Raw genomic sequence first — 25631 nt, forward strand, 5'->3', positions numbered from 1 at the left:
TACCCCACCGGATATCCATTTCGGTGGAGGTATTGACCTTTCATATTCATACATAACAATATGGTTATATGGTGATTGAATAGCGAGGTGACATCGCGATCATGACATTCGAGAAATTGGCCGATACGTTGAAAGCACTCGCGGACCCGACCCGGTTGAAAATCATTTCGTTATTGCGTATCCGCGATTGCTGCGTCTGTGAACTGGTTCCCATTTTTAATATATCCCAACCGGCCATTTCCAAGCATTTGAGTCGTCTTAAAACGGCTGAACTGGTCCGCGAGACGCGCAAAGGCCAATGGGTGTTTTACTCGTTGAATGAGAAGAGGCTTGCGGAAACCGGATTGGCTTTAAGCCATTTGCCCGATTTATCCGAGCATTTAAAGAAATTGGAGGAGCAAGGGCTGTTAGTCACATGCGAGTAAACAAGAGGGGTAAACGAAATGGGTGAAAAGGCGGGAAAGCGATTATCTTTCCTGGATCGTTATTTGACATTATGGATTTTTGTTGCGATGGCTATCGGAATTGGAACAGGCGCTATGTTTCCGAATTTCGTTGCGTTTCTCGATCAATTTCAAGCGGGAACGACGTCCGTTCCGATTGCGATCGGTTTGATTCTGATGATGTATCCGCCACTTGCAAAGGTTCGTTACGAGGAGTTGGGGCGCGTTTTCCGGAACGGAAAATTTTAGCGCTTTCCCTCGTGCAAAACTGGGTCATCGGTCCGCTCTTCATGTTCGTCCTTGCAATCGTCTTTTTACAGGGATATCCCGAATATATGGTCGGGCTCATTATGATCGGGCTCGCCCGTTGTATTGCGATGGTCATCGTTTGGAACGATTTATGTCAAGGAGATACTGAATATGCCGCGGGACTCGTCGCGTTCAATTCGATTTTCCAAGTACTGTTTTACTCGGTGTACACCTATCTTTTTGTGACGATCTTGCCGGGGTGGTTCGGTCTCAAAGGTATGGTTGTCGACATTACGATGTCCGAAGTGGCCCGAAGCGTGTTGATTTATTTGGGCATTCCGTTCCTGGCCGGCATGATCACCCGCCTCCTATTCGTGAAAGCAAAGGGGCGGACCTGGTATGAAAAAGTCTTTATTCCGAAAATCAGCCCCGTTACCCTGATTGCTTTATTGTTTACCATTATCGTCATGTTCTCGTTAAAAGGCGACACCATTGTTCGATTGCCGCTCGATGCGGTCCGGATTGCGATCCCGCTGCTCATTTACTTCGTGGCGATGTTCTTGATTTCTTTCTATATGGGAAAAAAATCGGGGGCGAATTATCCGGTTACGTCGACTCTCGCGTTCACGGCTGCAAGCAATAACTTCGAGCTGGCGATTGCCGTTGCGGTTGGCGTATTCGGCATTCATTCGGGCGCGGCTTTCGCTGCCGTCATCGGTCCCTTGGTGGAGGTGCCGGTCATGATTGCTTTGGTCAACGTCGCCCTGTGGTTTCAGCGGAAGTATTTCCAACCTAAAACGATATCCTGAAGGGAGTTCCTGTCATGGCCCAAAAATCATTTACTTCCTATGTACCGGCAATTCTTGCCGCAGCCAGATGGCGGAAGGATTCGGGAAGAAATATCTCGGTGACAAGTACGACGTGTATAGCGCGGGCATTGAAGCGCATGGTCTGAATCCCAATGCCGTCAAGGCAATGGCGGAAAAAGGGATTGACATCTCCAAGCAAACGTCGGATGTGATCGATCCGGAGATTTTGAACAACGCGGATTATGTCATTACGCTTTGCGGTGACGCCAACGATAAATGCCCGATCACGCCGCCGCACGTTGTCCGGCTTCATTGGGGATTTGACGATCCGGCCAAGGCCACAGGCACAGAAGCAGAGAAATGGAACGTGTTTCAGCGTGTGCGCGATCAGATCGAAGCAAGAATCCAGCAGTTTGCAGCCGAAGGCAAATAAAATACGGAAATGTTTGCTTTTCATCCAGTGAGTACATGAGGTGAAGATTGGTGAGAATGAAGAAAAGAGGAGGGGTTCTCCTTCAAGCTGAAAAAAGAATAATCGCCTAAACTTAGGAGGCTGCTTATGAACGCTTTAATATTTCGCGGGCCAGGAAAGTTCGAGTGGGTGGAGAAAGACAAGCCGACGATTCAGAAACCGACGGATGTCATCGTAAAAATCACGAAAACGACGATTTGCGGCACGGACTTGCATATTTTGGGCGGCGACGTACCGGCGGTAACCGACGGCCGGACACTGGGACACGAAGGTGTCGGCATCGTTGAAGAAGCGGGGGCGGCCGTCAACAATTTCAAGCCCGGAGACCGCGTGCTGATTTCCTGTGTCACGTCCTGCGGAAGATGCGAGTACTGCAAAAAAGCGATGTACGCGCATTGTGAAGACGGCGGCTGGATTTTGGGACACCTCATCGACGGTACGCAGGCGGAATACGTTCGCATCCCTTACGCCGATACGAGCATGTATCATATTCCTTCGGGAAGCGATGAGGAAGCGCTTGTCATGCTCAGCGACATTTTGCCGACGAGTTTGGAAATCGGGGTCATAAACGGCGGCGTTCAGCCGGGGGATGTGATCGCGATCGTCGGGGCCGGTCCGGTCGGAATGTCGGCGCTTCTGACAGCGCAGTTGTATTCACCGGCGGAGATTATCATGGTCGACCTTGACGATAATCGCCTGGAACTGTCCAAAAAGTTCGGAGCTACCCATACCATTAACAGCTCCGAAGGAAATGCGGTCGAGCGCGTGATGGCCTTGACCGATGGCAAGGGTGTCGATGTGGCGATTGAGGCCGTCGGGTTCCCGGTAACCTTCGACATCTGTCAGCAAATTTTGAAGCCGGGCGGACGGCTGGCTAACGTCGGGGTGCACGGCAAGCCTGTCGAGCTGCATCTGGAAAAATTGTGGATTCGCAATGTCAAGATCACAACCGGGCTGGTTAGCACGAGCATGACCCCGATGCTGCTAAAGACCGTGCAGTCCGGGAAGATCAAACCCGAACAATTGATCACTCACCGATTTCCCCTGAACCAGATCGCAGAGGCGTACGAGGTGTTTAAAAATGCAGCCAAAGCAAAAGCGATGAAAGTCATTTTATACAACGATTGAATTCCCGTTGAAATGAACGGTTTACACCGTTCTTTTTCTTTTTTCTGGGATCAAACAGTACTCCCTGCTCTCCCTGTTGTCCATCGCCGCGGGGTTGCTGCTCGCATGGCTGATGTGGAGAATGGTTTACGTCCCGCTGACGCAGTTGAGCAAAGAGATCCGGCAACTGGGCAACAGCAGATTCCATTCGGAAATCAAAAAGACGAACATCCCGGAATACGACGAACTGCTGCATCAGTTTTGGCGCACGCGCAAACAGGTATGGGAGCTTCTGCTCGAGGTGGAACAGAAAGAGAAGCGCCGTGCCGATCTGGAAGTCGAGAAGCTGATGTACCAGATCAATCCCCACTTTCTATACAATACGCTGGATACGGTTTCATGGATCGCCTGTCTGAACGGGCAGGATGAGATTGACAAGCTGGTCACGTCCTTGAACAAGCTGCTTCACTATAACCTGGGCAAGCAGGGGCAGGATACGACCGATGTCCGACAATACAGCCTTATCCGTTCAATATTTGAAGCAGTTGTTGGAGGCATGGAACTGATATGTCCGTCGAGCAGCAGATCGACAAGTTGTTGTCGCGTATGACGTTGCAGGAGAAAATCAGGCAAATGATCCAGACGGGCACGTTCGAGGAAGCCGACAAGGAGAAGATTCGAATGGGCCGGATCGGCTCCGTGCTCGGCGTAACCGGTGCGGACCTGGTCAACGAGCTGCAGCGGATCGCGGTGGAGGAGTCGCGGCTCGGCATACCGCTATTGATCGCCGGCGATGTTATTCATGGCTACCGCACGACGTTTCCGATTCCGCTCGCGGAAGCTTGCAGCTGGAATATGGCATTGATCGAGGAGACGGCCGCCGTGGCCGCCAGGGAAGCGTCCGCCGCCGGCATTCATTGGATTCTCGCGCCGATGGTCGATATCGCGCGTGATCCGAGGTGGGGCCGCGTCGCTGAAGGAGCGGGCGAGGACGTCTGGCTGGCGGCGGCAATCGCCCGCGCCCGCGTAGCGGGCATCCAGCGCAACGATTGGGAAGACCGTCCGCACATGGTCGCTTGCCCCAAGCACTTTGCCGGCTACGGGCTCGCTGAAGCCGGAAGGGACTATAACACGGTCGATGTCTCCGAGCGGAGGCTCAGGGAAACGTATTTCCCGCCGTTCCAGGCGGCCTTGGAAGCGGGGGCCGGCACCATGATGTGCGCATTCAACGAACTGAACGGCGTGCCGTGTACGGGCAACCGGTGGCTTCTCACCGACGTGCTCCAGCAGGAATGGGGCTTCCAGGGCTTCGTCGTGAGCGACTGGGAATCGATCGACGAGCTTGTGCAGCACGGCTTCGCCGAGTCCAGGGAGGAAGCGGCCCGGATCGCCATCGAAGCCGGCGTGCATATGGACATGCAGGCCCGAGTCTATAACGAGTACTTGGAGCAGCTCGTGAACCGGGGGATCGTACCGGAGTCTGTAATCGATGAAGCGGTGCGAAGAATATTGCGCATCAAATTCCGGGCGGGCTTATTCGACCAACCGTATACGCCTCCCGAGCATGCGGCTTCGCTGCTCCTTCATCCCGACCATGTGAGGACGGCCAGGGCAATGGCGCGGGAGTCCATCGTCCTCCTGAAGAACGAGCATAACGTGCTTCCTCTGACAAGCCGTGTCCGCAAACTGGCGGTCGTCGGACCGCTCGCCGACGATCGGGCTGCCGTTCTTGGCTGCTGGGCCGGTCAGGGACGCAGCGAAGACGCGGTGTCCATCCTGCAGGGCATCGTCGCGACGGCGGAACCGGATGTGGAAATCATGTTTTGCCGGGGATGGCGCGAAGAGACCGCAGAACCGGACATCGCGCAAGCCGTCGATATCGTCCGGCAATGCGAGACCGCCGTTGTCGTATTGGGGGAAACCGCCGATATGAGCGGCGAGAACAACAGCCGCACCTCGATCGAGCTTCCGAGCGGTCAACTCGAGCTGCTCAAGGCGATCCATGCCACGGGCGTGCCGGTTGTGCTCGTCCTGGTGAACGGCCGGCCGCTCGCGCTGGAATGGGCGGACCGGCATATACCGGCTATCGTGGAAGCGTGGCATCTGGGAACACAAGCAGGCATGGCCGTCGCCGATATTTTGTTCGGCAAGCATAATCCGAGCGGCAAGCTGCCGATCACGTTTCCGAGAAGCACCGGTCAAATTCCGATTTATTACAGCGCGAAGAAAACGGGCAGACCGGGGCTGAAACGTTATGCGGACAGCGAGGTTGAGCCGTTGTATCCGTTCGGCTACGGACTGAGTTATACCCGGTTCGAGTACGACCGGTTCGGCATCAGCAGCACCGAGATAAAGGCCGGCGACACGATAACGGTATCGGCGCGGATTACGAATGCCGGAACGATGGAGGGCGCGGAGACCGTCCAATTGTATATATGCGACGAGGCTGCCAGCATCACGAGACCGGTCAAGGAACTGAAAGGGTTCGCGAAAATTTCGTTGAAGCCCGGAGAAAGCCATCTGGTGGAGTTCCGGCTTTCCGCAGAGCAGCTCGGATTTTTCAATGCGGACGGCCGCTATGTCGTGGAACCGGGCCGCTTTACGGTATGGATCGGCCCCGACAGCAGAGGGGGATTGTGCGGAACGTTCTCCGTCATTCCCTGAATTTCGGATGAAGCCTAAACGGCCGGGGGAACGGCGCATGTCCTGCAACGGAATCGCCGCCCCCGGGACCGGATGCCGGATCGAACCGGCCAATCGTCCGGCTGCCGCCCGGATCAAAATAAAGGGGAAAGCAGACGCGCAAAAATTTCTTTCCGTTTCTGGGATTTCGGCCGCTTCTCGAATTCCGCGGGCACGATTTCTTCGCTTTCCCCAAGATCGCGAAAAAATCGGCAACGAGGCGGTTGACGACCTGGCCGTCAAAAAACATCGCATTAATTTCGAATTGGCCGATAAAGCTTCGCATGTCCAGATTCGCGCTCCCGGAGCAAGCCGTTTCGTCGCATATCACAACTTTGGCATGGATAAACCCTTTTTGATAGCGATAAAACCGGATGCCGGCCTGCAGCAAGTCCTGAACGAAAGACAAAGAAGCCCAATATACGACCTTTGAATCCGGAACCGCGGGAATAATGACGCGCACATCGACGCCGCGCATCGCAGCCGTTTTTAATGCCAGGAAGACGGCGGGATCGGGAATGAAATAAGGGGTTTCGATATAAATGCGCTTTTTCGCCGATACGATCAAGGTGAAAATCAGCTCGAGAATCGTTTCATCCGGTCCGCTTTTGATCATTTGCACGAATTCGTTTCCTTGCGCCGGCCGAACGGGATAATAGACAGGATCGTCCAGCAGCTGCCGTTTGACCACGAACCAATCCCGGGCGAAGGTATATTGAATCCACAGTACCGCATCCCCTTTTATGCGAAAATGGGTATCCCGCCAGTAGCCGATTTCCGCTTTCCGCCCCAAATATTCGTCGCCGACATTCAACCCTCCGATAAAGCCGACTTCTCCGTCCACCACGACGATTTTCCGGTGATTTCGATAATTGATCCGCTTGTTCAGGAAGGCGGGTACCGGGGGAGCGAAGCACCCGATTTCCACGCCGGCATCCTTGAGCTCCCGCAAATACGTTTTCCGCAAGCGAAGGCATCCGATTCCGTCGTACAGCAGCCTCACGTTTACGCCTTCCCGCGATTTTCGGATTAGTAATTGTTGGAAACGCTTGCCGATCTCATCGTCGCGTATGATGTAAAATTCAATATGGATATAAACTTTTGCCAGGGAAATCGATTCGAACATCGCCGCAAAGGCTTCCGTTCCTTCCGTATAGACCGTTGTCTGATTGCAGACGGTAATGGGAAGGAAAATGTTGTTTTTTAGCATCGCCCGCAAACGTTCGTCGCCAACGTGCTGCCGGACCGTTTCCGGCGGGAGACGCTGCGCGCACCTGTCTGCAAGTTTTTCCTTTAAAGGGGCCAGCATCCTGTTCGTTTTGCAGCGTGCGGGATCGATCCGGGAATATTCTTTGCCGATAAAATAATAAGCCGCGAATCCGATCAGCGGGAAGACCATCAGGATGACCAGCCAGGCAACCGCTTTTGCGGACGGCAATATTCATTAATTAGCACGATTGCCATCTGGCCGATGATCAGCAAAAGGGCCGATATGATCCAGAGCAAGGGTATCGTCTCTCCTCCATGGCCGCGTAAGCGTGTTGTCGTTTCGTAAGAAAGAGCTTTGATTAAGTTGTCCCAAAAAAGTTCGAACCCGACATGGGAACTTCCGGTTTTGGGATAAAAGTTATCCCATATGAAGAATCTATCCATATCAAAAGACTGGAAAAAAGGAGCTGACCTGTATGGGATTCGGCAAACAAGGCAGCGACAAGCTGATTATCGGCATAGATGTGGGATCGACGACCGTCAAAGCTACGGTGGTGAATCCGGAAACCAAACAAATTCTGTGGTCGGACTATCATCGCCACCATACGAAACAAGCGGAAAAAGTATTGGACATGCTGGTTGCGATCGGCAACGAATTTCCTGACATCATACAGGAAAACATTCGCGTCTTTGCGACGGGTTCCGGCAGCGCTCCCATTGCCCCGCATATTGGAGCGAAGTTTGTCCAGGAAGTAAATGCCGTTACGATGGCTGTCGAGCATCTTCACCCCGATGTCGGGAGCGTCATTGAATTGGGGGGACAAGACGCGAAGATTATCATTTTCAAGGAAAACGAGGAGACGGGGAACAAGCAGGCGCTGACCTCTATGAACGACAAATGCGCATCGGGGACGGGCGCCACCATTGACAAGTGCATGATCAAAGTGGGAATGCCCATGGAAGAAGTGGGAAAGCTGCACTTCGACGTCACGCGTGTCGCCCATTTCGGGTCGAATCAGCCTGCCTGTTTGTTCTCGTTCACCAGGAGCATTTGATTTTTTTGTGCAAGCCTTTGTTGTAATATACCGCAATCAGGAAGACAAACCAGAGCGGTCCGACCACGAGGGCGATCCGCGTGTCCGGCGAGAAAGCCATCAGGACGATGACCAGAGCCAGAAACGCCAAGGACAGATAGGAGCTGTAAGGCGCCCAGGGCATTTTGTAGGCCAGCTGGCTCCGCTCGGTTTCGGACAGCGATTTGCGGAACCGCAGCTGCGAAATGAGGATTACCGCCCAAGTCCATACCGCTCCGAACGTGGCAATGCTCGTCACCCAGATGAATACTTTTCCGGAACCAGGTAGTTCAGCACGACGCCGACGAGCAGCGCGAGCGCGGAGACAATAATGGCGGTTGCGGGTACGCCTCTCTTGCTCAACCGATTGAATTTCGGAGAAGCTTCCCGTTGTTGTGCCAGATTGAACAGCATGCGTCCGGTGCTGAAAATCCCGCTGTTGCAGGAGGACAAAGCCGCCGTCAGCACGACAAAGTTGATGATGCCCGCCGCATACGGAATGCCGATCTGATCGAAGGTCATGACGAACGGGCTGCCTTTTGCCCGATTTCATTCCAGGGATAAATGGACATGATCACGAACAGAGCGCCGACGTAGAAAATGAGAATTCTCCAGAAAACGCTGTCAATAGCGCGGGACAGCGACTTTCTAGGGTTTTGAACCTCGCCGGCGGTAACCCCGATCATTTCAATCCCCAGATAAGCGAACATGACCATCTGCAACGATAAAAATACGCCTTTGAAACCGTTTGGAAAAATCCGCCGTTCTCCCACAAATTACTGATACCGGTCGGGATGCCGCCGTTGCCGATACCGAAGGCAATCATACCGACTCCAAGCACAATCATGGAGATGATGGCTACAATTTTAATCAGCGCAAACCAGAATTCCAGCTCGCCGTAAGCTTTGACGGCAATCAGGTTGACAGCGCTCATGATGACCAGCGCGGCCAATGCCCAGATCCAGCGCGGCACGTCCGGGAACCAGAACCCCATATATACGGCGACCGCCGTAATTTCCGCCATGCAGGTAATGACCCACAAAAACCAGTAGTTCCAGCCGGTCAAATATCCGAACAGAGGTCCCATATAGTTGCGTGCGTATCGGCTGAAGGAACCGGCAACCGGGTTGTGAACGGCCATTTCCCCAAGCGCGCGCATGATGAAAAAGATCGCGAGGCCGCCAAGGGCGTAAGCAAGTAAAATCGCAGGCCCCGCCAATTTGATGGCGGATGCGGAACCGAGAAACAATCCGACCCCGATCGCCGCTCCCAGGGACATCAACGTGATGTGCCGTTGTTCAAGCCCCCGTTTCAACTCGGTTGTGTTGGAATGATTGCTCATGTTGAAACCCCTTTCAACTTTTTTGTAAGCGCTGTCAATCTCATCAAGTATGCCGAAGCAAATGGAATCGTTCATTTTGTTTCGTTCGGCATCTTTATCGTACTGCAAAATGGAACGTTCGGATTTGTTTCATAGTGAGAAATTTTCCGGCCGCTTTTGTGGTATTCTACAAATGTCAGTCTGTTATTGGGGCGGTGTGTCCGCTTTTGGCAAAATTGATGGTAGGAGAGTATGAGAATGGATCAAGTCATCAATCCGTTTGACCGGGGCTTCGATAGTCTGGATACGTTGGCGGAGGCGATCTACGGCGCGCTCCGCTGTCCGGTCACGATCGAAGACGCCAATCACCGGCTGTTGGCATACAGCTCTCATGAAGATATGACAGATCCCGCCCGAATTTCGACCATTATGGGACGCAAGGTTCCGCAAAAGTGATCAGCTCGCTATGGAGAAACGGCGTGATGAAGCGTCTTTTGCAGAGCGAAATTCCGGTCCGCATCTCCGCGGTGGAGGAGATCGGGCTGGGGGACCGGGTGGCCGTCGCGATCCGAAAAAATCAGGATGTGCTCGGTTTTATCTGGGTATTGGAAGTGAACGAGCCGCTCGGCGAACCGGAGCTGCGTCAGCTCCAATGGGCAGCCGAAGCTGCCCGCTCGCAACTGGACCGGCTTCAGATGAAATCCCGGAAAGAGGAGAAAAGCTATCACGATTTTTCTGGCAGCTACTGACCGGCCACCTGAAATCGGACGAAATCGTTCGCGGAAGGGCGAAGCAGCTGGGGCTGCAGCTGCCGGAACGGTATCACGTGACCGTGCTCCAGTTCGATGCGCCCATCTCGGACAAGCTGCACCAGCAAATTCGTTATACATTGGAAACGACGCCTTTCGTCCGGATCGTCCTGCATGCGGTGACCGATTCCCAATTGGTGCTGCTGGCGGCGGCGCCTTCCCCCTCTGCGGATGATGAGGAGGAGCCGCAGGAGCCGCTCCTGCGAATGGTCCGCCAAATGAAGCAGCGATTCGGGATTTCGCCTGTCCAAAGCTGCAGCGGGATGATCTACGACGACTACGCCATGGTGGAACGAAGCTACCAGGAAGCCTCCGCGCTGCTGCAGATCAAGCAGCGGTTTCCCGAGGAGACGAAAGCGGTGTTTAACTACACCGATCTGGGTTATTACCGCTATCTCCCTCATATTTTGCAGGAAAAGCAGCTGCACCGGTTCGAAAATCCCGCGCTGCGAAAAATACGGAAGTATGACCGCGAACACCACAGCCGCCTGCTGCAAACGCTCGAAGTTTTCCTGAACAACGACAGCAATGTCAAAGCTGCGGCGGAGCTGCTGCATATTCACATTAACACGCTCACCTACCGCTTGAAGCGTATCGCCGAGATCGGGGGGATCGATCTGAACAGCATGGATCAGAAGGTTACGCTCTATCTCGATTTGAAGACGGAAAAATGGAGCAGTAACCGGGAATGACGTTCCATTGCGCAGCGGAGGCTTTGTTTATTTTCACAAGACCCCGGCTATTTTTTCTGAATTTGAAACAACGAAATAAAGCGCTTTCTCCCTTATACTTGCGGTAGACCGCAAAACAAAAGGGGAGATACTGATATGAAAATCGGAATTCCGAAAGAAATTAAGAACAACGAAAACCGGGTGGCGATCACGCCGGCGGGCGTCGACGCTTTCGTCAAAGCCGGACACGAAGTGATGATCGAAACGAATGCCGGAGTCGGAAGCGGTTTCACCGATGAGGACTACGCCGCAGCCGGGGCGACGATTTTGCAACAGGCGGCCGACGTCTGGGCCGGCGCCGATATGGTCATGAAAGTGAAAGAGCCGCTGTCGTCCGAATACGGCTATTTCCGTGACGGACTGATTTTGTTCACGTACTTGCATCTGGCGGCGGAGCCGGGATTGACCCGGGCGCTGATGGACAAAGGCGTTACCGCCGTCGCTTACGAAACCGTGGAAGTGAATCGCACGCTGCCGCTTTTGACGCCTATGAGCGAAGTGGCCGGCCGGATGGCGCCGCAAATCGGCGCGCAGTTTTTGGAAAAGCCTTACGGCGGCAAAGGCGTTCTGCTCGGAGGCGTGCCCGGCGTGAAGCGGGCCAAAGTGACGATTATCGGCGGAGGCATCGTAGGCACCAATGCGGCGAAAATCGCCGTCGGGCTCGGCGCTAACGTGACGATTATCGACCTGAATCCGGAACGTCTGCGTCAATTGGACGATATTTTCGGCAGCGGCCTGCAAACGATGATGTCCAATCCGTTCAATATTGCCGAAGCGGTGGCGGAATCCGATCTGGTCGTGGGGGCGGTGCTCATTCCGGGCGCAAAAGCGCCGAAGCTGGTTACGGAAAGCATGATCCGCTCCATGAAGCCGGGTTCGGTCGTTGTGGATGTGGCGATCGACCAGGGCGGGATTATCGAGACGGTAGACCGCATCACGACCCATGACGACCCGACGTTTGTCAAACACGGTGTCGTCCACTACGCTGTCGCGAACATGCCGGGGGCCGTTCCGAGAACGTCGACGATCGCGCTGACCAATGTGACCTTGCCGTACGCCCTGCAAATTGCCAATAAAGGCGTCATCCGCGCCGTGAAGGAGAACAAGGCGCTGCTTCAAGGGGTCAATGTCGCAGCGGGAAGCGTGACGTACAAAGCGGTGGCCGACAGCCTTGGCCACGAATACGTCCCGGTCGAAGAGGCGCTGGAGAAAATTCCGTCTGTCCTGTAACGATGTCCGTCTCCTCCGGGCTTCGGTCCGGAGGAGGGATGCAATTGCCGCATCGGACAGCAACGTTGCCAGAACGGAGGCGCTACATCATGTTTGGTTACAGAGAGACTTGGGCCGAAGTTTCGCTCGACGCCATAGCCCATAATGTAAGGGCGATCAAAGCGGGGATCAAGCCTTCCTGCCGCTTCATGGCGGTGGTTAAGGCGGACGGTTACGGTCATGGCGCGGTCCAGACCGCCAAGGCGGCGCTTGAAGCCGGAGCCGATCGGCTGGGCGTGGCCTTGTTGGACGAGGCGTTGCAGCTGCGGGTGTCCGGCATCGATTGCCCCATTCTCGTGCTGGGGTACATGCCCCCCGCGTCCGTCGAAGCGGCTGTAAAACATCGCATCGCCGTGACCGTATCCACCAGGGAAGAGCTGGAAGCCGTGATGGAATGCGCGGCCAGCCATCGGCAGCATGCCGATGTGCATTTGAAAGTGGATACGGGGATGTCGCGGCTCGGCGTAACCGACCGCGAGACGGCTCTTGACCTGGCGCGGCTGGCAGCAAGCTCGCCATGGATCAGGCTGGAAGGAATCTTTACGCATTTTGCCAGCGCCGATAGTCCGGATGAGACGTACACCCGGGGCCAGTTCCGGACGTTTCTGGCTTATATCGCGCATCTGGAGCGCCACGGTATCCGGGTACCGGTCAAGCACTGCTGCAACAGCGCGGCGACCCTGCGTTTTCCGGAGATGCATCTGGATATGGTTCGGGTCGGCATCAGCTTGTACGGTTTGCTGCCTTTTGCCGGACCTGTGCCGGGATTGCCCGAGCTGCGGCCGGCGATGCAGTGGAAAACGAGAATTGCGTCGTTGAAGCAGATACCCGCCGGGCAGCCGGTCGGATACGGCTGTACGTATCGGCCGGAACGGACCAGCCGGATCGCGGTCATTCCGGCCGGGTATGCCGACGGGCTGTCCCGCCGGTTGTCCAACCGGGGCAGCATCATGATCGGCGGACGGAAAGCGCCGATCGTCGGCAGGGTATGCATGGACCAGACGATGGCAGATGTCAGCGCCATCCCCGGCGTTCGGGTCGGGGACGAAGCGATCCTGTTCGGCTGCGCCGAAAAAGGCTGCCTGCCGGTCGATGAGATGGCTTCCCGGCTGGATACGATCCACTACGAAATCGTCTGTACGGTCGGCAAGCGGGTTCCCCGCGTATACTTGCGGGGAGGGACGGTTATCGAGACCGTCAACCATGTGCTCTCGCAGACGGAAGCTTTATGCTGTCATTCTGCCGAATCATCCGGCACTTTGTCATTACACGCCACAGGAGGTCATCATGAATCAGCAGGTAGGAATTAGCGGCACGGGCAGAATCGGCCGGCTGTTAATCCGGAAAGCGTTTGCGTCCGGCATCCCGGGGGCGCAAGTTACGGTAATCAATTCGACAAGCCCGATCGGGACGGTAGCGCATTTGCTGAAATACGATACGGTGCACGGCAAATGGGACGCCGACATTCAAGTCGAAACAGACAAGCTGATCATCAACGGGCAAGAGGTGGCATTCGTTTCGGAGCGCGACCCGTCGCTGCTGCCGTGGGCCAGATACGGGATTGACATCGCGATCGACGCCACAGGCAAGTTCAACGACCGTCCGGGAGCGTCGAAGCATTTGACGGCGGGCGCGAAGCGCGTCGTCGTGACGGCCCCCGGCAAAGACCTGGATCTGACGGTCGTGATGGGCGTCAACGAATCGAGCTACGATCCGGACAAGCATACGCTGTTGTCCACCGCATCGTGCACGACGAACTGCCTTGCGCCGGTGCTGCATATTCTCGACCGCGCGTTCGGCATCGCCTCCGGCTGGATGACGACGGTTCACGCCTATACGAACGATCAGAACCATCTCGACAATCCGCACAAGGACTTGCGGCGCGCGCGGGCCTGCACGCAATCGATCGTGCCGACTTCCACCGGTGTCGGCAAAGCGCTGGCCGGGGTGCTGCCGCATCTGGCACCCGTCATTCGGGGGTTGTCGCTGCGCGTGCCGACGCAGGACGTTTCGCTTGTCGATTTGACGGCCGAGGTTCACCGTCCCGTATCCAAAGAAGAAGTGCAGCAGGCGTTCAAGACAGCAGTGCAAGGCACGCTCGCGCCGTATGTCGAGTACAACGAGCTGCCGCTCGTATCGTCGGACTACGTCGGCAATGACAAGTCGGCGGTTATCGACGGCCTTTCGCTGATGGCTTCAGGACGGCAAGTGAAGGTGCTGGCATGGTACGACAACGAATGGGCGTACGCCTGCCGGGTGCTGGATTTCGTCGCTCATGTCGCCGGACACCATGCGGAAAAGGGTGAGCGAACGATAAAGCAAAACGCCGATACGTTGACGCCGAGCGGGGTCTAGCTTTTTACGGAGAATGCGGAACGAATTTTGCCGCCGACGGAAAGGGGACGAATCGCGTCAGTTCTTGGGCACGGTTCCATGCCCTCGTTTCTTCACCAACGCAATGCAGAACAGCAGCATCGGCACGCCGAGCAGTACCGTCAATACCGTAAAAGTAACCGAGGTCCCGAGGGCATGGATAAGTTCCTGCAGGTTGTTTGCAATCCAGTGACTGAACACAATTAAAATAAAACCGAGCGGGTAGACAATAGGCCGGTAATCGGACAGGTTCATCCATTGAGCGGCGGCAAGCACGAGTACGTAAAAAACAAATAAATTTTCATAAAAGCGCCAAATACCCAAATCGCGGTATACAGCGATTCCAGATGAGAGAAAAATTCGACCAGGCTGATGTACCTTGCCAAAATGAGAAAGGGATAAGTGAAATGGCCCGTAATTTCTCCCAGGAGCAGCAGCGTCACCAAATTGGCAACCACCAACGTCACGATCACCGCGATTAAAGCGATCGAGACGCTTTTGGCCGCTTTCTCGCGGTCGCTGACAAAAGGAAGAAGAAACGAGACGGTAATAAATTGGCAGTACCAGGACTGCAGCACAATCGAGCCCGCAATCGAAGGCATAATCCCTTCCGGCATGACCGGAAAAATATTCATAGGCTTCAGATCGGGTATGATCGGAAGCGCGTTCGATAAGAAAAGAACGATAAAAACAGGCAGGATAAGCTGCGCGAATCTGCCCGTTATTTCTACGCCTCCGCGCGAGGCTAATGCGCATACCAGCACCATGGTGCCCGTCACGACGATGAGCGGGGTCTCAGGGAGAAAGGCCTCGCTCACGAATTCGCCGTACAGACGAGTGGTACCGCTGTTGATATATAAATAGATAAACAGAATCAGGAACCCGACCGCTTTTCCGGGCCATCGTCCGATAATTCGCTCGCTTGCCTGGACGATATTATGACCCGGATACATGTCATGAAGTTTGAAAGCCAGATAGATGGCCATCCATCCGCTCAAAGACCAAATTGGCGAAATCCACAAATCCTGTTTCGCATATCGGAACGAAATCGACGGCGAATTGAGAATCGCCGTAGGGGCAATGACCAAATACATCATCATTCCCAGCTGCAGTGCAGAAATTTTCCCTTTCTCGATCATTGTCAATGCCCTCTTTCCACGCGTTTATTTCTCGAAAATTGTCCCCAGCGGTTTATAAATGGCGTTCATCAAATGCGTAGGTCCCGGCATTTCCGGATAAAACATGAGCAGGAATGCCAGAATTCCTCCCAAAACGGTTAAAACGGCAAAGGCCGTCTTCTCCTTTTTCATTTCTCTCTTCATTTTCGGCCATTCGTATACGGTCATGATCGCCAATATGACCGCTATTCCCAGTATAAAAGCCCATCTCATCGTTTCACTCACCTCTATTCCGGCTTAATAATGCTTTTACCGGTCATTCCCGGCCTTGAAATGACGGTCCTTGTCTCCAGTTTCACTTTCAATTTCGGAAAGATCTCATCCCAGCGATCCTGAGCCCGCTTCCACGCTTTCGGATACTTTCGGTAAAAAGCGTCGGCAAAACCGAAAATGTCGGCGTTCATGTTTTGTGCTTTCGTCAGGGCCAGCTTCATCCGATGCTCAATATCGTTTCCGAGTTCCGTCTCCAGCTCTTTAACATTGTTCGGTTCCATCAGATTCAGGTCTGTCGTATTTTCAACGATATCGTTCAGCGTCTCAATCCGGGCCGTGATGCTCCAGTTATCGCCGTCAATGTGCGGGACCAATGCCGTACTGCTTTTTTTCAGTTCGAAGGATACATATCCTTGCGTATTTTTCGGGGAGAAGGTGATGGTGGCCAAATTGATTTCGTTTCTCAGCCACATAACCCCCCTGGTGGCGTATTCGTTTATGCGGCCGACCATTTTCCCGTTTTTCAAAACGGCGGAGCCCATAATAAACGGAAACGGCGTTTGGTTTTTGAAGCCCGGTTGGATTTCCAACCAGGGGACGATTGCAGCCTTGGATTTGCCTGCCATCATTTGCGCCAATTCTTTCAACGTAATATTCAACCCGGTTTGGGACTTGGCCACTTCCCGCAGCTTATCTGCGATCGTTCGTTCAATCGAAGGCGGAAGCATCAGCACATCTTTCGCCAGCCCTTTGCTGACGAATACGTTGCCGCGTTCTCGCGGAGCGGGGTGCCGGGTCAAAAATTCGATCGGTTCGCCAATGCCTTGCTTTGCTAATCTTTCCCCGAAAATAAACACCTCGTCATGTCCCCAAAACACTTTGCGCGGCAGCATTCGCTGCAGCTTGGATGTCGCATCCGCCAGGGTGAGCCCTGGCGCGGATCGAACGACGGATACATTGGCCCCCCCGCCGCTGGAGTCGGACATCCCTCCTATCTGTTGACCGCCTGTGCCTGATTGAGATGTAACATATATATTTACGGACAGCTCAGGGTAACGATCTTCCGTCAGATCGATACCAGCCGCTGTAATGATCGCCAGATCGTTCACTTCCGTTCGGTCCCAGCAGCCGGCCAGCAACAGAGAGTGGATGGAAAAGAAAAGCAGGAGAAGAACGGTTTTTCGTTTCGTCGTATCCATACAAATCCTCCTTTCGGTTACCCTTCTCCATTGCCTTTGGGCGGATGAGGCTGCTGTCCGGGGGCCTGCCGATATTGGTTCCATTCCCCGGTCAAGTGAGGACGGGTATTCATCTTCCAACGCGGAGCGCGCCAGAGCACGTCTTTCAGATCGTTGCGTTTCAGAGGAGCCAATGGCGACATGTAGGGAACTCCAAACGAACGAAGCGTGAGAAGATGATACAAAATGACAATCACCCCGAGGATCAAGCCGAGCAATCCCAGGAAGCCCGCAAGGAACATCATCGGGTAGCGAAGGAGGCGCATAGCAATGCCGACAGTGAAGCGGGGAGCCATAAACGAAGCAACCCCCGTCACCGCCACGGCCAGTACCATTGGAGAGGAAGCGATACCGGCCGCAATCGCCGCTTGACCGATCACAAGCGCCCCGACAATACTGACGGCCTGCCCGATTTGCTTCGGAAGTCTGGCTCCGGCTTCGCGCAGCGCTTCAAATACGGTTTCCATGATCAAGGCCTCTATAAGCGCAGGAAACGGCACCTGTTCCCGTGACTTCGCCATCGTTAATAACAGGGCGGTCGGTAGCATTTCCTGATGGAACGTAACAGCGGCGACATAGAACGAAGGGCCCAATAAAGAGATGAAAAGAAAAATGTAGCGAAGCCAGCGAATGGCAGAACCGACAAAGTATCGCTCGGAATAATCATCCGGCGATTGCAGCAGGGAAACGATGGTCACCGGAGCGATCAGCGCACTGGGGGTTCCGTCGACCAACACGACGACATGCCCTTCCAGCAAATACGCGCTTGCCACATCCGGACGTTCCGTCGACAGAAGTTGAGGGAAAGGGGAATAAGGGTTGTCTTCAATCAATTCCTCGACAGCTGCGCTTCCTAATATACCGTCGACCTCAATCCGCTGTAATCGGCTCGTCACTTCCTGAATGAGACCGGGATCCGCTATTCCCTCGATATAAGCGATGGCAATGGGGGTTCTGGAATAGATCCCGATATTCATCGGCTTGATTTTCAGATTCGGACTTCTTAATTTCCGCCGCAGCATTGAAGTATTGATCCGCAGCGTCTCGACGAACCCTTCCCTTGGGCCCCTTAATACCGATTCGGATATCGGTTCTTCAATTCCGCGTTTTTCAAACTTCGATAAAGCGAACGCCAATCCCTGATTTTGTCCGTCCATAAGCAGGACAGGATTTCCGCCGGATACTTCCGCGATAATGTCCGCTACGGTTCGGACGTCTTTTATGGAAGAGACGGCAACCTTTTTGCGAATATTCGGCAGTGTGTGCTCCGCATCGATATTCTGCTGAAGCGGTGCCAGCACATGCTGGTCGGCCTCCTCGAGATTGGTAAGACCATCGATGTATGCAAGTAAGGCTTTTGTCTGTTCGCCGATCAAAAACTGATGGAGAATGACATCGGAGCAATCCGCATAGACGGTCTGCAGGAGTTTCAGATTTTCGTTCAGATCTTCAGAAAGATGGATCTCAGTTTGCGGATCTTTGCCCGGGGCGGCAATTGACGGTTTTTGCCGATCGGAATGCAGCAGCCGGTTCAATCGTTTCTTCATGTTGCCCATCGCGATCCCCCTGTCAAAAATAACAAGACCGAAAAGCCCCGTTTTCATCCGTTTCCTATTATGGGTTATAAATGCACCCAATATGCAAAATTTTGGCGTTGGCGGGCGGGGCGGCTGGGAGACTTGTGGCGAAAGCCTGTTTCCAGGAAAGAGGAGGGTTTTTGACTTATAAATCATAAGAAAAATTTAATATGAGTAATATACACAAATTTAAGTTACCTTATTGCGTTTAATATAACTCATATTTTATAATTATGACATACTAATTCGAAGCGATTCGAGAGGGGGTTACCATGTCTGACCGCGTCGGTTCAAACAACGAACTGGGAGTCGTCATTTGCCGGGTATGCAATGATGTCCTTTATACCTTGCCTACGAATGGCTATAAAAAATTTTACAGCGTTTGCACCAAACCGGAATGTTCCGGACAATTCAAAAAAGGAGAGGTCACTTCAACATGACGGAAAAATGGGTTTATTCCTTTGCCGAAGGAAATGCGAATATGAAACCGCTATTGGGGGGGAAAGGCGCGAATTTGGCGGAAATGACGCGGGTCGGGCTCCCTGTGCCGCAAGGATTCACCATTACGACCGAAGCGTGCCGCGCTTTCTTCAAGTCCGGCAAGCGCATGATGCAAGAGCTGAAACCGCAACTGCTGCACGCCCTTGAGCGGCTTGAAGCCGCGAAAGGACAAAAATTCGGCGACGGGTCCAATCCGCTTCTCGTATCCGTCCGGTCGGGCTCCGTCACTTCGATGCCGGGAATGATGGACACGATCCTGAATCTCGGTTTAAACGACAATACGGTGGCCGGATTGGCGAAGCTAACCCGGAACGAACGATTCGCTTACGATTGCTATCGCCGGTTGATCCAGATGTTCGGCAATGTGGTATTCGGAATTGAGGCGATTCATTTCGAACAACTGCTGCTGCGCTTGAAACATTCGCTTGGCGTCAAGCAAGATCAGGAAGTGGCGGCCGAGGGCTGGCGGCAATTGATCGACGATTACAAATTGTGCGTCAAGCGCCACGCGGGAAGAGATTTTCCGCAGGATGCGCACGAGCAGCTTGAGCTGGCCGTGGAGGCAGTCTTTAAGTCGTGGAACAATCAGCGGGCACAAATTTACCGCAAAATCAACCGGATTCCCGATTCGCAAGGCACAGCCGTCAATGTGCAGAGCATGGTATTCGGCAATATGGGGGACGATTGCGGAACGGGCGTCGTATTTACGCGCAACCCTTCCACGGGCGAAAATGCTTTGTTCGGCGAATATCTCGTCAATGCGCAAGGCGAAGATGTCGTGGCAGGGGTGAGAACGCCGCAACCGATCGACAGATTGAAATCCGACATGCCGGACATCTATGACCAGCTGGCGCGTGTCTGCAAGCAATTGGAGCATCATTACAAAGATATGCAGGATATCGAGTTTACCGTGGAAAGAGGAAAGCTCTATGTACTTCAAACGCGAAACGGCAAACGTACCGCCCAGGCGGCATTGAAAATTGCGGTCGACCTGGTGGCCGAAGGCGTCACGGACAAATATGAAGCTTTGCAAAAAATCGAGGTTTCCCATCTCGACCAGCTGCTTCACCGGGGCTTGGACGAATCGAAAGTGACGGAAGTATTGGCCGTCGGGCTGCCCGCCTCTCCTGGCGCTGCGATCGGTGTCGCGGTATTTGATGCGGATACCGCGGCGGAGTGGAAGAAAGCAGGGAAGCGGGTCATTCTGGTGCGTCCGGAAACGACGCCCGAAGATATTCATGGCGTGCTCGCTGCGGAAGGCGTGCTGACAAGCCGCGGAGGGATGACCAGCCATGCGGCCGTGGTGGCGCGCGGTATGGGGAAACCTTGCGTTTGCGGCTGCGAGAGCATCCGTATCGATCCGCAGAACAAGCATATGCTGGCGGATGGCATCACCATCGCTGAAGGAGACTGGATTACGTTGGACGGGGTCACCGGAAGGGTTATACGGGGGGCCATTCCGCTTCAGGAAGCCAAGGTGACGGATGAGCTTGTCCGGATGCTGCAGTGGGCCGATGAAGTGCGAACGTTGCGCGTCTACGCGAATGCCGACAACCCCGAAGATGCCAGAACGGCGCGCGCATTCGGAGCGGAAGGAATCGGACTTTGCCGGACGGAGCATATGTTCTTCGCACCGTCCCGTCTCGCCGTCATGCAGAAGATGATTATGGCGGATTCGCCGGAAGAACGCAAGAAGGCATTGGATCAATTGCTGCCTATGCAGCAGGCCGATTTCGAAGGAATCTTCGAAGCGATGGACGGCTTGCCGGTTACGATCCGGCTGCTGGACCCGCCTTTGCATGAATTTTTGCCTCAATTGGACGAACTGCAGCACAAGCTTCAGCAGGCGGATTCGGACGCGGAAAGACAGCAATGGAAGCACATGATCCGCAAGGTTCAATCGCTGCACGAATTCAACCCGATGCTCGGACACCGGGGATGCCGATTGGGAATTGTTTATCCGGAAATTTACGACATGCAGATCGAGGCCATATTCAAAGCTGCGGTCGCCTGCATGGACAGAGGAATCGCCGTGCTGCCGGAAATTATGATTCCGCTGGTTGGCGATGCGAGCGAATTGAAAATGTTGCGGGAGCTGGTCGATCAAGTGGCGGATCAGGTGCTGGGAGCGGACCACAGGCGCGATTGCAAGTATAAGGTCGGCACGATGATCGAGGTGCCGCGCGCCGCGTTGACCGCCGACCGCATTGCGGCCCATGCGGACTTCTTCTCGTTCGGCACCAACGATCTGACGCAAATGACGTTCGGATACAGCCGGGACGATGCGGAAGGGAAGTTTCTGTCCCATTATTTGGACAAAAAGCTTCTGCCCCATAATCCGTTCCAGGTGCTCGATGCCGAAGGCGTCGGCCAACTGATCGAACTGGCCGTCCAGAAAGGGCGGTCGCTCAAGCCGGCGCTGAAAACGGGCATATGCGGGGAGCATGGGGGAGACAAGGACTCCATCGCTTTTTGCCACCAGACCGGACTGGACTATGTCAGCTGTTCGCCGTTCCGGATTCCGACGGCGAGAATCGCTGCCGCCCAGGCGGCCATCATGCAGAAGCGTCAGGCCGGGAAGCCGGAAGAAGCGGCAGCGGTTTGATCCTTCTGTCAGATCGGTTACAATGGTGGGAGATATACGATTTTGCAGGGGGGAACCATGATCGAACTATCATCCCGCCAATTGGAAATTTTGGAACTGGTACGGAAGCATGCTCCGATTACAGGGGAACAAATAGCCGAGCTTCTTGGCGTAACCCGGCCTTCTATCCGTTCCGATCTGTCGCTCCTTACCATGCTCGGCTATATTGACGCGAAACCGAAAGTCGGTTACTTTGTCGGCAACCGTACGGCGAAAGAAACTTCGGACGTGGCGCAGATCACGCAGCGGCTCGTAAAGGAAGTGATGAGCATCCCGGTCGTGCTTCGGGAAACGGCTACCGTGAACGATGCTGTCGCCACCCTGTTTCTTCATAATGTAGGGAGCCTGATCGTAGCGGATGCGTCAGGCGCGCTGGCAGGCGTCATATCGAGGAAAGATCTGCTCAAATTGACGCTTGGCAACGCGCAGGCTCCTTCCGTTTTGCTGGGCATGGTCATGACCCGTTACCCCAATATTATAACGGTCACGCCTGAAGACACCGTCCATGAAGCGCTGCGGAAAATGATCGAGCACGAAGTTGACGGTTTGCCGGTCGTACAGCCGCTCGACCGGGCAGATGGGGGGAGCGGCGCGGAGGCGGTGGGCCGAATTACGAAAACGACCATTGCCAGGCTTCTGTTCGACATGACCGCGCATCTGCAGTGAAAATCGGATTGCTGAAAAAGATGCAATAGCGAAAGCGCCTTGTTCGTTGCGCTTTCGCTATTGCCTTTTTGGTGAATTTCGGGCTAGACCTCGTCCGCCCCCGGCATCACGATCGTCTCTCCCGCGTCGTCCCAGCGCCATATCCGTTCCTTGCCTTGAAGACGAACGCCGCCCAGCCAGCAATCGATGCCGTTTAGAGCCACCCGGTCTTCTTCGCCGTCCAGGACGCGGCGTCCGGCCTCCGTCAGCACGACGCGGGAGTTGCGGAATTCGGGCGAGGGGGCGGAGTCGGCGCAACCGGGCATGGCGTCGCCGGCGTCTTCGATGCGAATCAAGGGATGCGGACCGGACGCCATCTGCTCCAGAATATGCCAATATTGAATATCCCCCATGCCGAACCAATGAAGCCGCTCTCCCGTTTGCCGGAACAACGCCAAAGGCTGTTGCAGGCCGCGGCGCACCTCTTCCAGCGTCGTTGTTTCCACGATGCCGAGTCCGTTGCGGAGGGAAGGAAAGCGGGACAAATGGAAGCGAAACGCCTCGCGAACGAAGGGCAGCGCGGCCACGTCCCCCTGAAGCAATCGAACGAGATGGCGCGGATCGGGCGAGGCGTAGGCTTCCCAGCATGCCCGGCCAAGCTCCAGCTCCCGCCGCCCGACCGGATGCCACGTACCGGACAGCGTTTTCAGCTGTTCGACAGTCAATTGGCCGAGCCCCCGGAAAGATTCGACCCCGGGAAAAGAACCGATGCATAGCAAATTCAGTGTTGTCCGGCCCGGCGATTGCCTTGAAAACCAGTGCAGCAAATAGCATAGCATCGTCTGGTCAAACAGGTCGTGTTCGAACCAAAGCACGATTTCGTCGTAGTCTCGGAAACGGCTGAGCCGCTGTTCCTGCGATCGGCAGCCCTCGATATACTCCTCGCGCGGAATCCGCAGCGCGTTCTCCAGGTAATCGGCGCGGAGCGCCCGGCCAGACGGCTCGGACAGATCGGGAAAGACCGGTCCTTCCGAATAAATTTCCCGCCAGACGAGTATGTCGCCGCGAACGGCGCCTTGCTTCAGCTTGGCCGCCACCGTATCGCCGTTGACAATATGCAGCATCCGTTCTTCCTCCTTTCCTTCCTATTTTATAACAATCGGAGGTGTTTGGCGCGGATAGATTTCCATAGATGCAATGGAGGCTTTTGATGTATACTGGTCGTATCTCACTGACTCGAAAAGGGGGATTTTTATGGCGTACGAACTCAAAACGAAAGAAACGGATCATTCGGTCGTCGAGTTTATCGAAAATGTCGAGAACCCGAAAAAACGCGAGGACGCATACCGGTTGCTGGATATTTTTACGGAAACGACCGGCTATGAGGCGAAGATGTGGGGACCGAGTATTATCGGATTCGGTTCCTACCATTATAAATACAAAACCGGTCACGAAGGCGATGCGCCTCTCGTCGGCTTTTCACCTCGAAAAGCAAAAATAAGTTTGTATTTGATGCTGGATGAATCGGTGAGAGAAGAATTGTTGCCCAAACTCGGAAAACATACGTCCGGCAAAGCTTGCGTATACATCAATAAATTAGAAGATATCGATATCGAGGTTTTGAAAGCGTTAATCAACCAATCGATCAAATTTTTGAAAGAAACGTATCCCGACTGAATCTGTCCCGTCCCCATATGCCATGCAAAGCCGGAAACCGCAATATTGCGGTTTTTCTTTTAAACCGGAAACATATACTCCTAGTACACAAGCAGAACTAATTGCGCGCAAGGGGGGGATGAGTTTGGATCAAAAGATAGCGGTCATCGTGATCCACGGAATAGGCCGGCAGAAGGAAAACTTCGCCGATCCGTTCACCCGGTTGCTGCTGGAGCAATACGCAAAAGAGACGGGCGAGAAGCATCCCGAACAGCATTTGGCCATCGAACCGGTCTACTGGGCGAAGGTGCTGGAAGAAAGGGAAGAAGCTTTGAAACGAAATATCGTTCGTTCCTATCAATTGCGTTATCAATGGCTGAGACATTTCGTCATTCATTATCTGGCCGATGCGGTCGCTTATCAACCGCTAGGGACGAACGATCAAACCTATCAGGCCATTCATGAAACGATCAGCGCCGCCTTGCATCGATTGTCGGAGGTGGCGGGAGCGAATGCGCCGCTTTGTGTCGTGTCGTACAGTCTGGGCGCCGTCATTGCGAGCAACTATTTTACGATTTGCAAAACGCGAACGGCTGGAAGCCCGTTATCTTCAATCCGGACTCGGCATTGGAACGGGGAGACACGCTGTTGCTGTTTTACTCCTGCGGCACGACGCTGCCGTTATGGAGCTTGCGCTATCTTGATTTCGACAAGCCGATCCGCGTACCGAGCCGCCCCATGCGCGAGCTGTCCCCGGATATCGAAGGAGAATGGATTAATTTCTATGACAAGGACGATATTCTCGCTTATCCTCTCCGCGGCGTACATCCGGCCTATGCGGATGCGGTTCGGGAGGATATCGAAGTTCATGTGGGAAACTGGATAACCGGTTGGAATCCGTTTAGCCACAGCGGGTATTTCGCCAGCGACCGGGTCGTCGGGCGCATGGCCGAAGGATTGGCCAAAGCTTGGCGGCAAACGAATCGGCTGGCCTGAGGGCCTTCCGTCAAATCGTCGCCCGTCCGTTGGCCCGCACCGTCATCTGTCTAATCGCCTCCGGTCCGTTGCGCGCCCCGCCTTCAGCGCCCCCTTCTCGCGGCAGATTGCTTTGGCAGATTGCTTTAGCGAAAAAATGATGCAAAAATACAGGAATTTTGGATTTAATAGGTAATAATGGAACAAAATCCTGCGAAAATGCAGTAATTTTTTGTGATTTTCGTTTGTCTGGCTTGAACGGGTTCAAAAACTGTATAATCGCAGGAATTTTCACATTTTGGTTATTTTACCCCCGGAAAAATTGCACTTTTACAGCTTTGTTCGTTATTGGGTTTCATCTTCCGGATACCAGCCGCCGCGGAGCCGGAGTAAAGCAAGCCATTTCGGGACTGATGGCGGTTCGCAGCGGGGTTGGAGCGAGCAAATAAGGCCCTGG

Annotated in this window: 24 protein-coding genes and 3 pseudogenes; 17 read left to right on the forward strand and 10 right to left on the reverse strand. The window is 54.2% G+C overall.

From position 1 onward, the window contains the following. The first annotated feature begins 101 nt into the window (after positions 1-101). The 6 genes and pseudogenes from PACILC2_RS05935 to PACILC2_RS05960 all read left to right on the forward strand — a co-directional run bounded on the left by PACILC2_RS05935 (position 102) and on the right by PACILC2_RS05960 (position 5744). Positions 102-425, forward strand: coding sequence for an ArsR/SmtB family transcription factor (locus tag PACILC2_RS05935; protein WP_062493783.1), 324 nt, complete (start codon positions 102-104; stop codon positions 423-425). An 18-nt stretch (positions 426-443) separates the two neighbouring features. Then, a pseudogene (gene arsB, locus PACILC2_RS05940) lies at positions 444-1501 on the forward strand (ACR3 family arsenite efflux transporter). Further along, positions 1476-1934 (forward strand): arsenate reductase (thioredoxin), encoded by a 459-nt coding sequence (arsC, locus tag PACILC2_RS05945; RefSeq protein ID WP_372447058.1) that lies wholly within the window; start codon positions 1476-1478, stop codon positions 1932-1934. Before arsB ends, arsC begins: the two are co-directional and overlap by 26 nt. Positions 1935-2060: 126 nt before the next feature. Beyond that, positions 2061-3101: a zinc-dependent alcohol dehydrogenase family protein gene (locus PACILC2_RS05950; RefSeq protein WP_213528095.1), complete on the forward strand. Its 1041-nt coding sequence runs from the start codon at positions 2061-2063 to the stop codon at positions 3099-3101. A 76-nt stretch (positions 3102-3177) separates the two neighbouring features. Continuing rightward, entirely contained in the window at positions 3178-3690 is a 513-nt protein-coding gene (locus PACILC2_RS05955; RefSeq protein WP_244863261.1) for a sensor histidine kinase, read from the forward strand. Further along, positions 3648-5744, forward strand: coding sequence for a glycoside hydrolase family 3 N-terminal domain-containing protein (locus tag PACILC2_RS05960; protein WP_213528097.1), 2097 nt, complete (start codon positions 3648-3650; stop codon positions 5742-5744). Before PACILC2_RS05955 ends, PACILC2_RS05960 begins: the two co-directional genes overlap by 43 nt. On the opposite strand, the gene cls is transcribed toward PACILC2_RS05960, so the two are convergent. Then, positions 5734-7161 carry a cardiolipin synthase gene (gene cls / locus PACILC2_RS05965; RefSeq protein WP_244863262.1) on the reverse strand — a complete coding sequence of 476 codons (1428 nt, stop codon included), beginning with the start codon at positions 7159-7161 and terminating at the stop codon, positions 5734-5736. The genes PACILC2_RS05960 and cls overlap by 11 nt on opposite strands. 286 nt (positions 7162-7447) lie before the next feature. On the opposite strand from cls, the pseudogene PACILC2_RS05970 reads away from it, so the two are divergent. Continuing rightward, positions 7448-7975 (forward strand): annotated as a pseudogene (locus PACILC2_RS05970) (BadF/BadG/BcrA/BcrD ATPase family protein); the annotation flags it as partial. Between the two features lie 34 nt (positions 7976-8009). Here PACILC2_RS05970 and PACILC2_RS05975 read toward each other — a convergent pair. After that, a pseudogene (locus PACILC2_RS05975) lies at positions 8010-9386 on the reverse strand (amino acid permease). Between the two features lie 237 nt (positions 9387-9623). Between PACILC2_RS05975 and PACILC2_RS26415 the strand changes: the two are divergent. The 6 genes from PACILC2_RS26415 to gap all read left to right on the forward strand — a co-directional run bounded on the left by PACILC2_RS26415 (position 9624) and on the right by gap (position 14529). Next, positions 9624-9821 (forward strand): hypothetical protein, encoded by a 198-nt coding sequence (locus tag PACILC2_RS26415; protein WP_244863263.1) that lies wholly within the window; start codon positions 9624-9626, stop codon positions 9819-9821. Between the two features lie 26 nt (positions 9822-9847). Beyond that, positions 9848-10114 (forward strand): hypothetical protein, encoded by a 267-nt coding sequence (locus PACILC2_RS26420; protein ID WP_244863264.1) that lies wholly within the window; start codon positions 9848-9850, stop codon positions 10112-10114. Beyond that, entirely contained in the window at positions 10018-10866 is an 849-nt protein-coding gene (locus tag PACILC2_RS05980; RefSeq protein WP_244863265.1) for a PucR family transcriptional regulator, read from the forward strand. Before PACILC2_RS26420 ends, PACILC2_RS05980 begins: the two co-directional genes overlap by 97 nt. Positions 10867-11001: 135 nt before the next feature. Next, positions 11002-12135 carry an alanine dehydrogenase gene (ald, locus tag PACILC2_RS05985; protein WP_213528099.1) on the forward strand — a complete coding sequence of 378 codons (1134 nt, stop codon included), beginning with the start codon at positions 11002-11004 and terminating at the stop codon, positions 12133-12135. Positions 12136-12224: 89 nt separating this feature from the next. After that, a complete protein-coding gene (gene alr, locus PACILC2_RS05990; protein WP_244863266.1) occupies positions 12225-13484 on the forward strand; it encodes an alanine racemase in 1260 nt (419 codons plus the stop codon). Then, entirely contained in the window at positions 13462-14529 is a 1068-nt protein-coding gene (gene gap / locus PACILC2_RS05995; protein ID WP_244863267.1) for a type I glyceraldehyde-3-phosphate dehydrogenase, read from the forward strand. The genes alr and gap overlap by 23 nt, the downstream gene beginning before the upstream one ends. A 57-nt stretch (positions 14530-14586) precedes the next feature. Here gap and PACILC2_RS26425 read toward each other — a convergent pair whose 3' ends face one another. Genes PACILC2_RS26425 through PACILC2_RS06015 form a run of 5 tightly spaced genes read right to left on the reverse strand, consistent with a single transcriptional unit; the run spans position 14587 to position 18723 of the window. Beyond that, on the reverse strand, positions 14587-14802 hold the full coding sequence (locus tag PACILC2_RS26425; protein ID WP_244863268.1) for a hypothetical protein: 216 nt from the start codon (positions 14800-14802) through the stop codon (positions 14587-14589). Then, positions 14799-15686, reverse strand: a complete 888-nt coding sequence (locus PACILC2_RS06000) for a GerAB/ArcD/ProY family transporter (RefSeq protein WP_244863269.1) — start codon at positions 15684-15686, stop codon at positions 14799-14801. Before PACILC2_RS06000 ends, PACILC2_RS26425 begins: the two co-directional genes overlap by 4 nt. A 24-nt stretch (positions 15687-15710) precedes the next feature. Continuing rightward, the gene (locus PACILC2_RS06005) at positions 15711-15938 is read right to left on the reverse strand and encodes a hypothetical protein (protein ID WP_213528103.1); all 228 of its coding nucleotides are present in this window, start codon (positions 15936-15938) and stop codon (positions 15711-15713) included. 14 nt (positions 15939-15952) lie between these two features. Beyond that, positions 15953-17137, reverse strand: a complete 1185-nt coding sequence (locus tag PACILC2_RS06010) for a Ger(x)C family spore germination protein (RefSeq protein WP_213528105.1) — start codon at positions 17135-17137, stop codon at positions 15953-15955. A 17-nt stretch (positions 17138-17154) separates the two neighbouring features. After that, positions 17155-18723 carry a spore germination protein gene (locus PACILC2_RS06015; protein ID WP_213528153.1) on the reverse strand — a complete coding sequence of 523 codons (1569 nt, stop codon included), beginning with the start codon at positions 18721-18723 and terminating at the stop codon, positions 17155-17157. A 466-nt stretch (positions 18724-19189) separates the two neighbouring features. On the opposite strand from PACILC2_RS06015, the gene ppdK reads away from it, so the two are divergent. Together ppdK and PACILC2_RS06030 are read left to right on the forward strand one after the other, a co-directional pair. Continuing rightward, the gene (gene ppdK / locus PACILC2_RS06025) at positions 19190-21859 is read left to right on the forward strand and encodes a pyruvate, phosphate dikinase (RefSeq protein WP_213528109.1); all 2670 of its coding nucleotides are present in this window, start codon (positions 19190-19192) and stop codon (positions 21857-21859) included. Positions 21860-21916: 57 nt separating this feature from the next. Beyond that, positions 21917-22564 (forward strand): helix-turn-helix transcriptional regulator, encoded by a 648-nt coding sequence (locus PACILC2_RS06030; protein ID WP_213528111.1) that lies wholly within the window; start codon positions 21917-21919, stop codon positions 22562-22564. An 83-nt stretch (positions 22565-22647) separates the two neighbouring features. On the opposite strand, the gene PACILC2_RS06035 is transcribed toward PACILC2_RS06030, so the two are convergent. After that, positions 22648-23667, reverse strand: coding sequence for a DUF1835 domain-containing protein (locus PACILC2_RS06035; RefSeq protein ID WP_213528113.1), 1020 nt, complete (start codon positions 23665-23667; stop codon positions 22648-22650). A gap of 130 nt (positions 23668-23797) precedes the next feature. On the opposite strand from PACILC2_RS06035, the gene PACILC2_RS06040 reads away from it, so the two are divergent. Then, positions 23798-24220: a DUF1801 domain-containing protein gene (locus tag PACILC2_RS06040; RefSeq protein ID WP_213528115.1), complete on the forward strand. Its 423-nt coding sequence runs from the start codon at positions 23798-23800 to the stop codon at positions 24218-24220. 97 nt (positions 24221-24317) lie between these two features. Here the strand turns inward: PACILC2_RS06040 and PACILC2_RS28460 are convergent, their stop codons facing one another. Then, complete coding sequence (locus PACILC2_RS28460) at positions 24318-24596, reverse strand: hypothetical protein (RefSeq protein WP_307860383.1); 279 nt, start codon at positions 24594-24596, stop codon at positions 24318-24320. A 125-nt stretch (positions 24597-24721) separates the two neighbouring features. Here PACILC2_RS28460 and PACILC2_RS28465 point away from each other — a divergent pair, with 125 nt between their 5' ends. After that, on the forward strand, positions 24722-25195 hold the full coding sequence (locus PACILC2_RS28465; protein WP_307860385.1) for a hypothetical protein: 474 nt from the start codon (positions 24722-24724) through the stop codon (positions 25193-25195). 10 nt (positions 25196-25205) lie between these two features. On the opposite strand, the gene PACILC2_RS06050 is transcribed toward PACILC2_RS28465, so the two are convergent. Then, complete coding sequence (locus PACILC2_RS06050; protein WP_213528117.1) at positions 25206-25469, reverse strand: hypothetical protein; 264 nt, start codon at positions 25467-25469, stop codon at positions 25206-25208. Positions 25470-25631 lie beyond the last annotated feature (162 nt).

The sequence above is a fragment of the Paenibacillus cisolokensis genome, assembly GCF_018403665.1.
Taxonomy (GTDB): Bacteria; Bacillota; Bacilli; order Paenibacillales; family Paenibacillaceae; genus Paenibacillus_AH; species Paenibacillus_AH cisolokensis.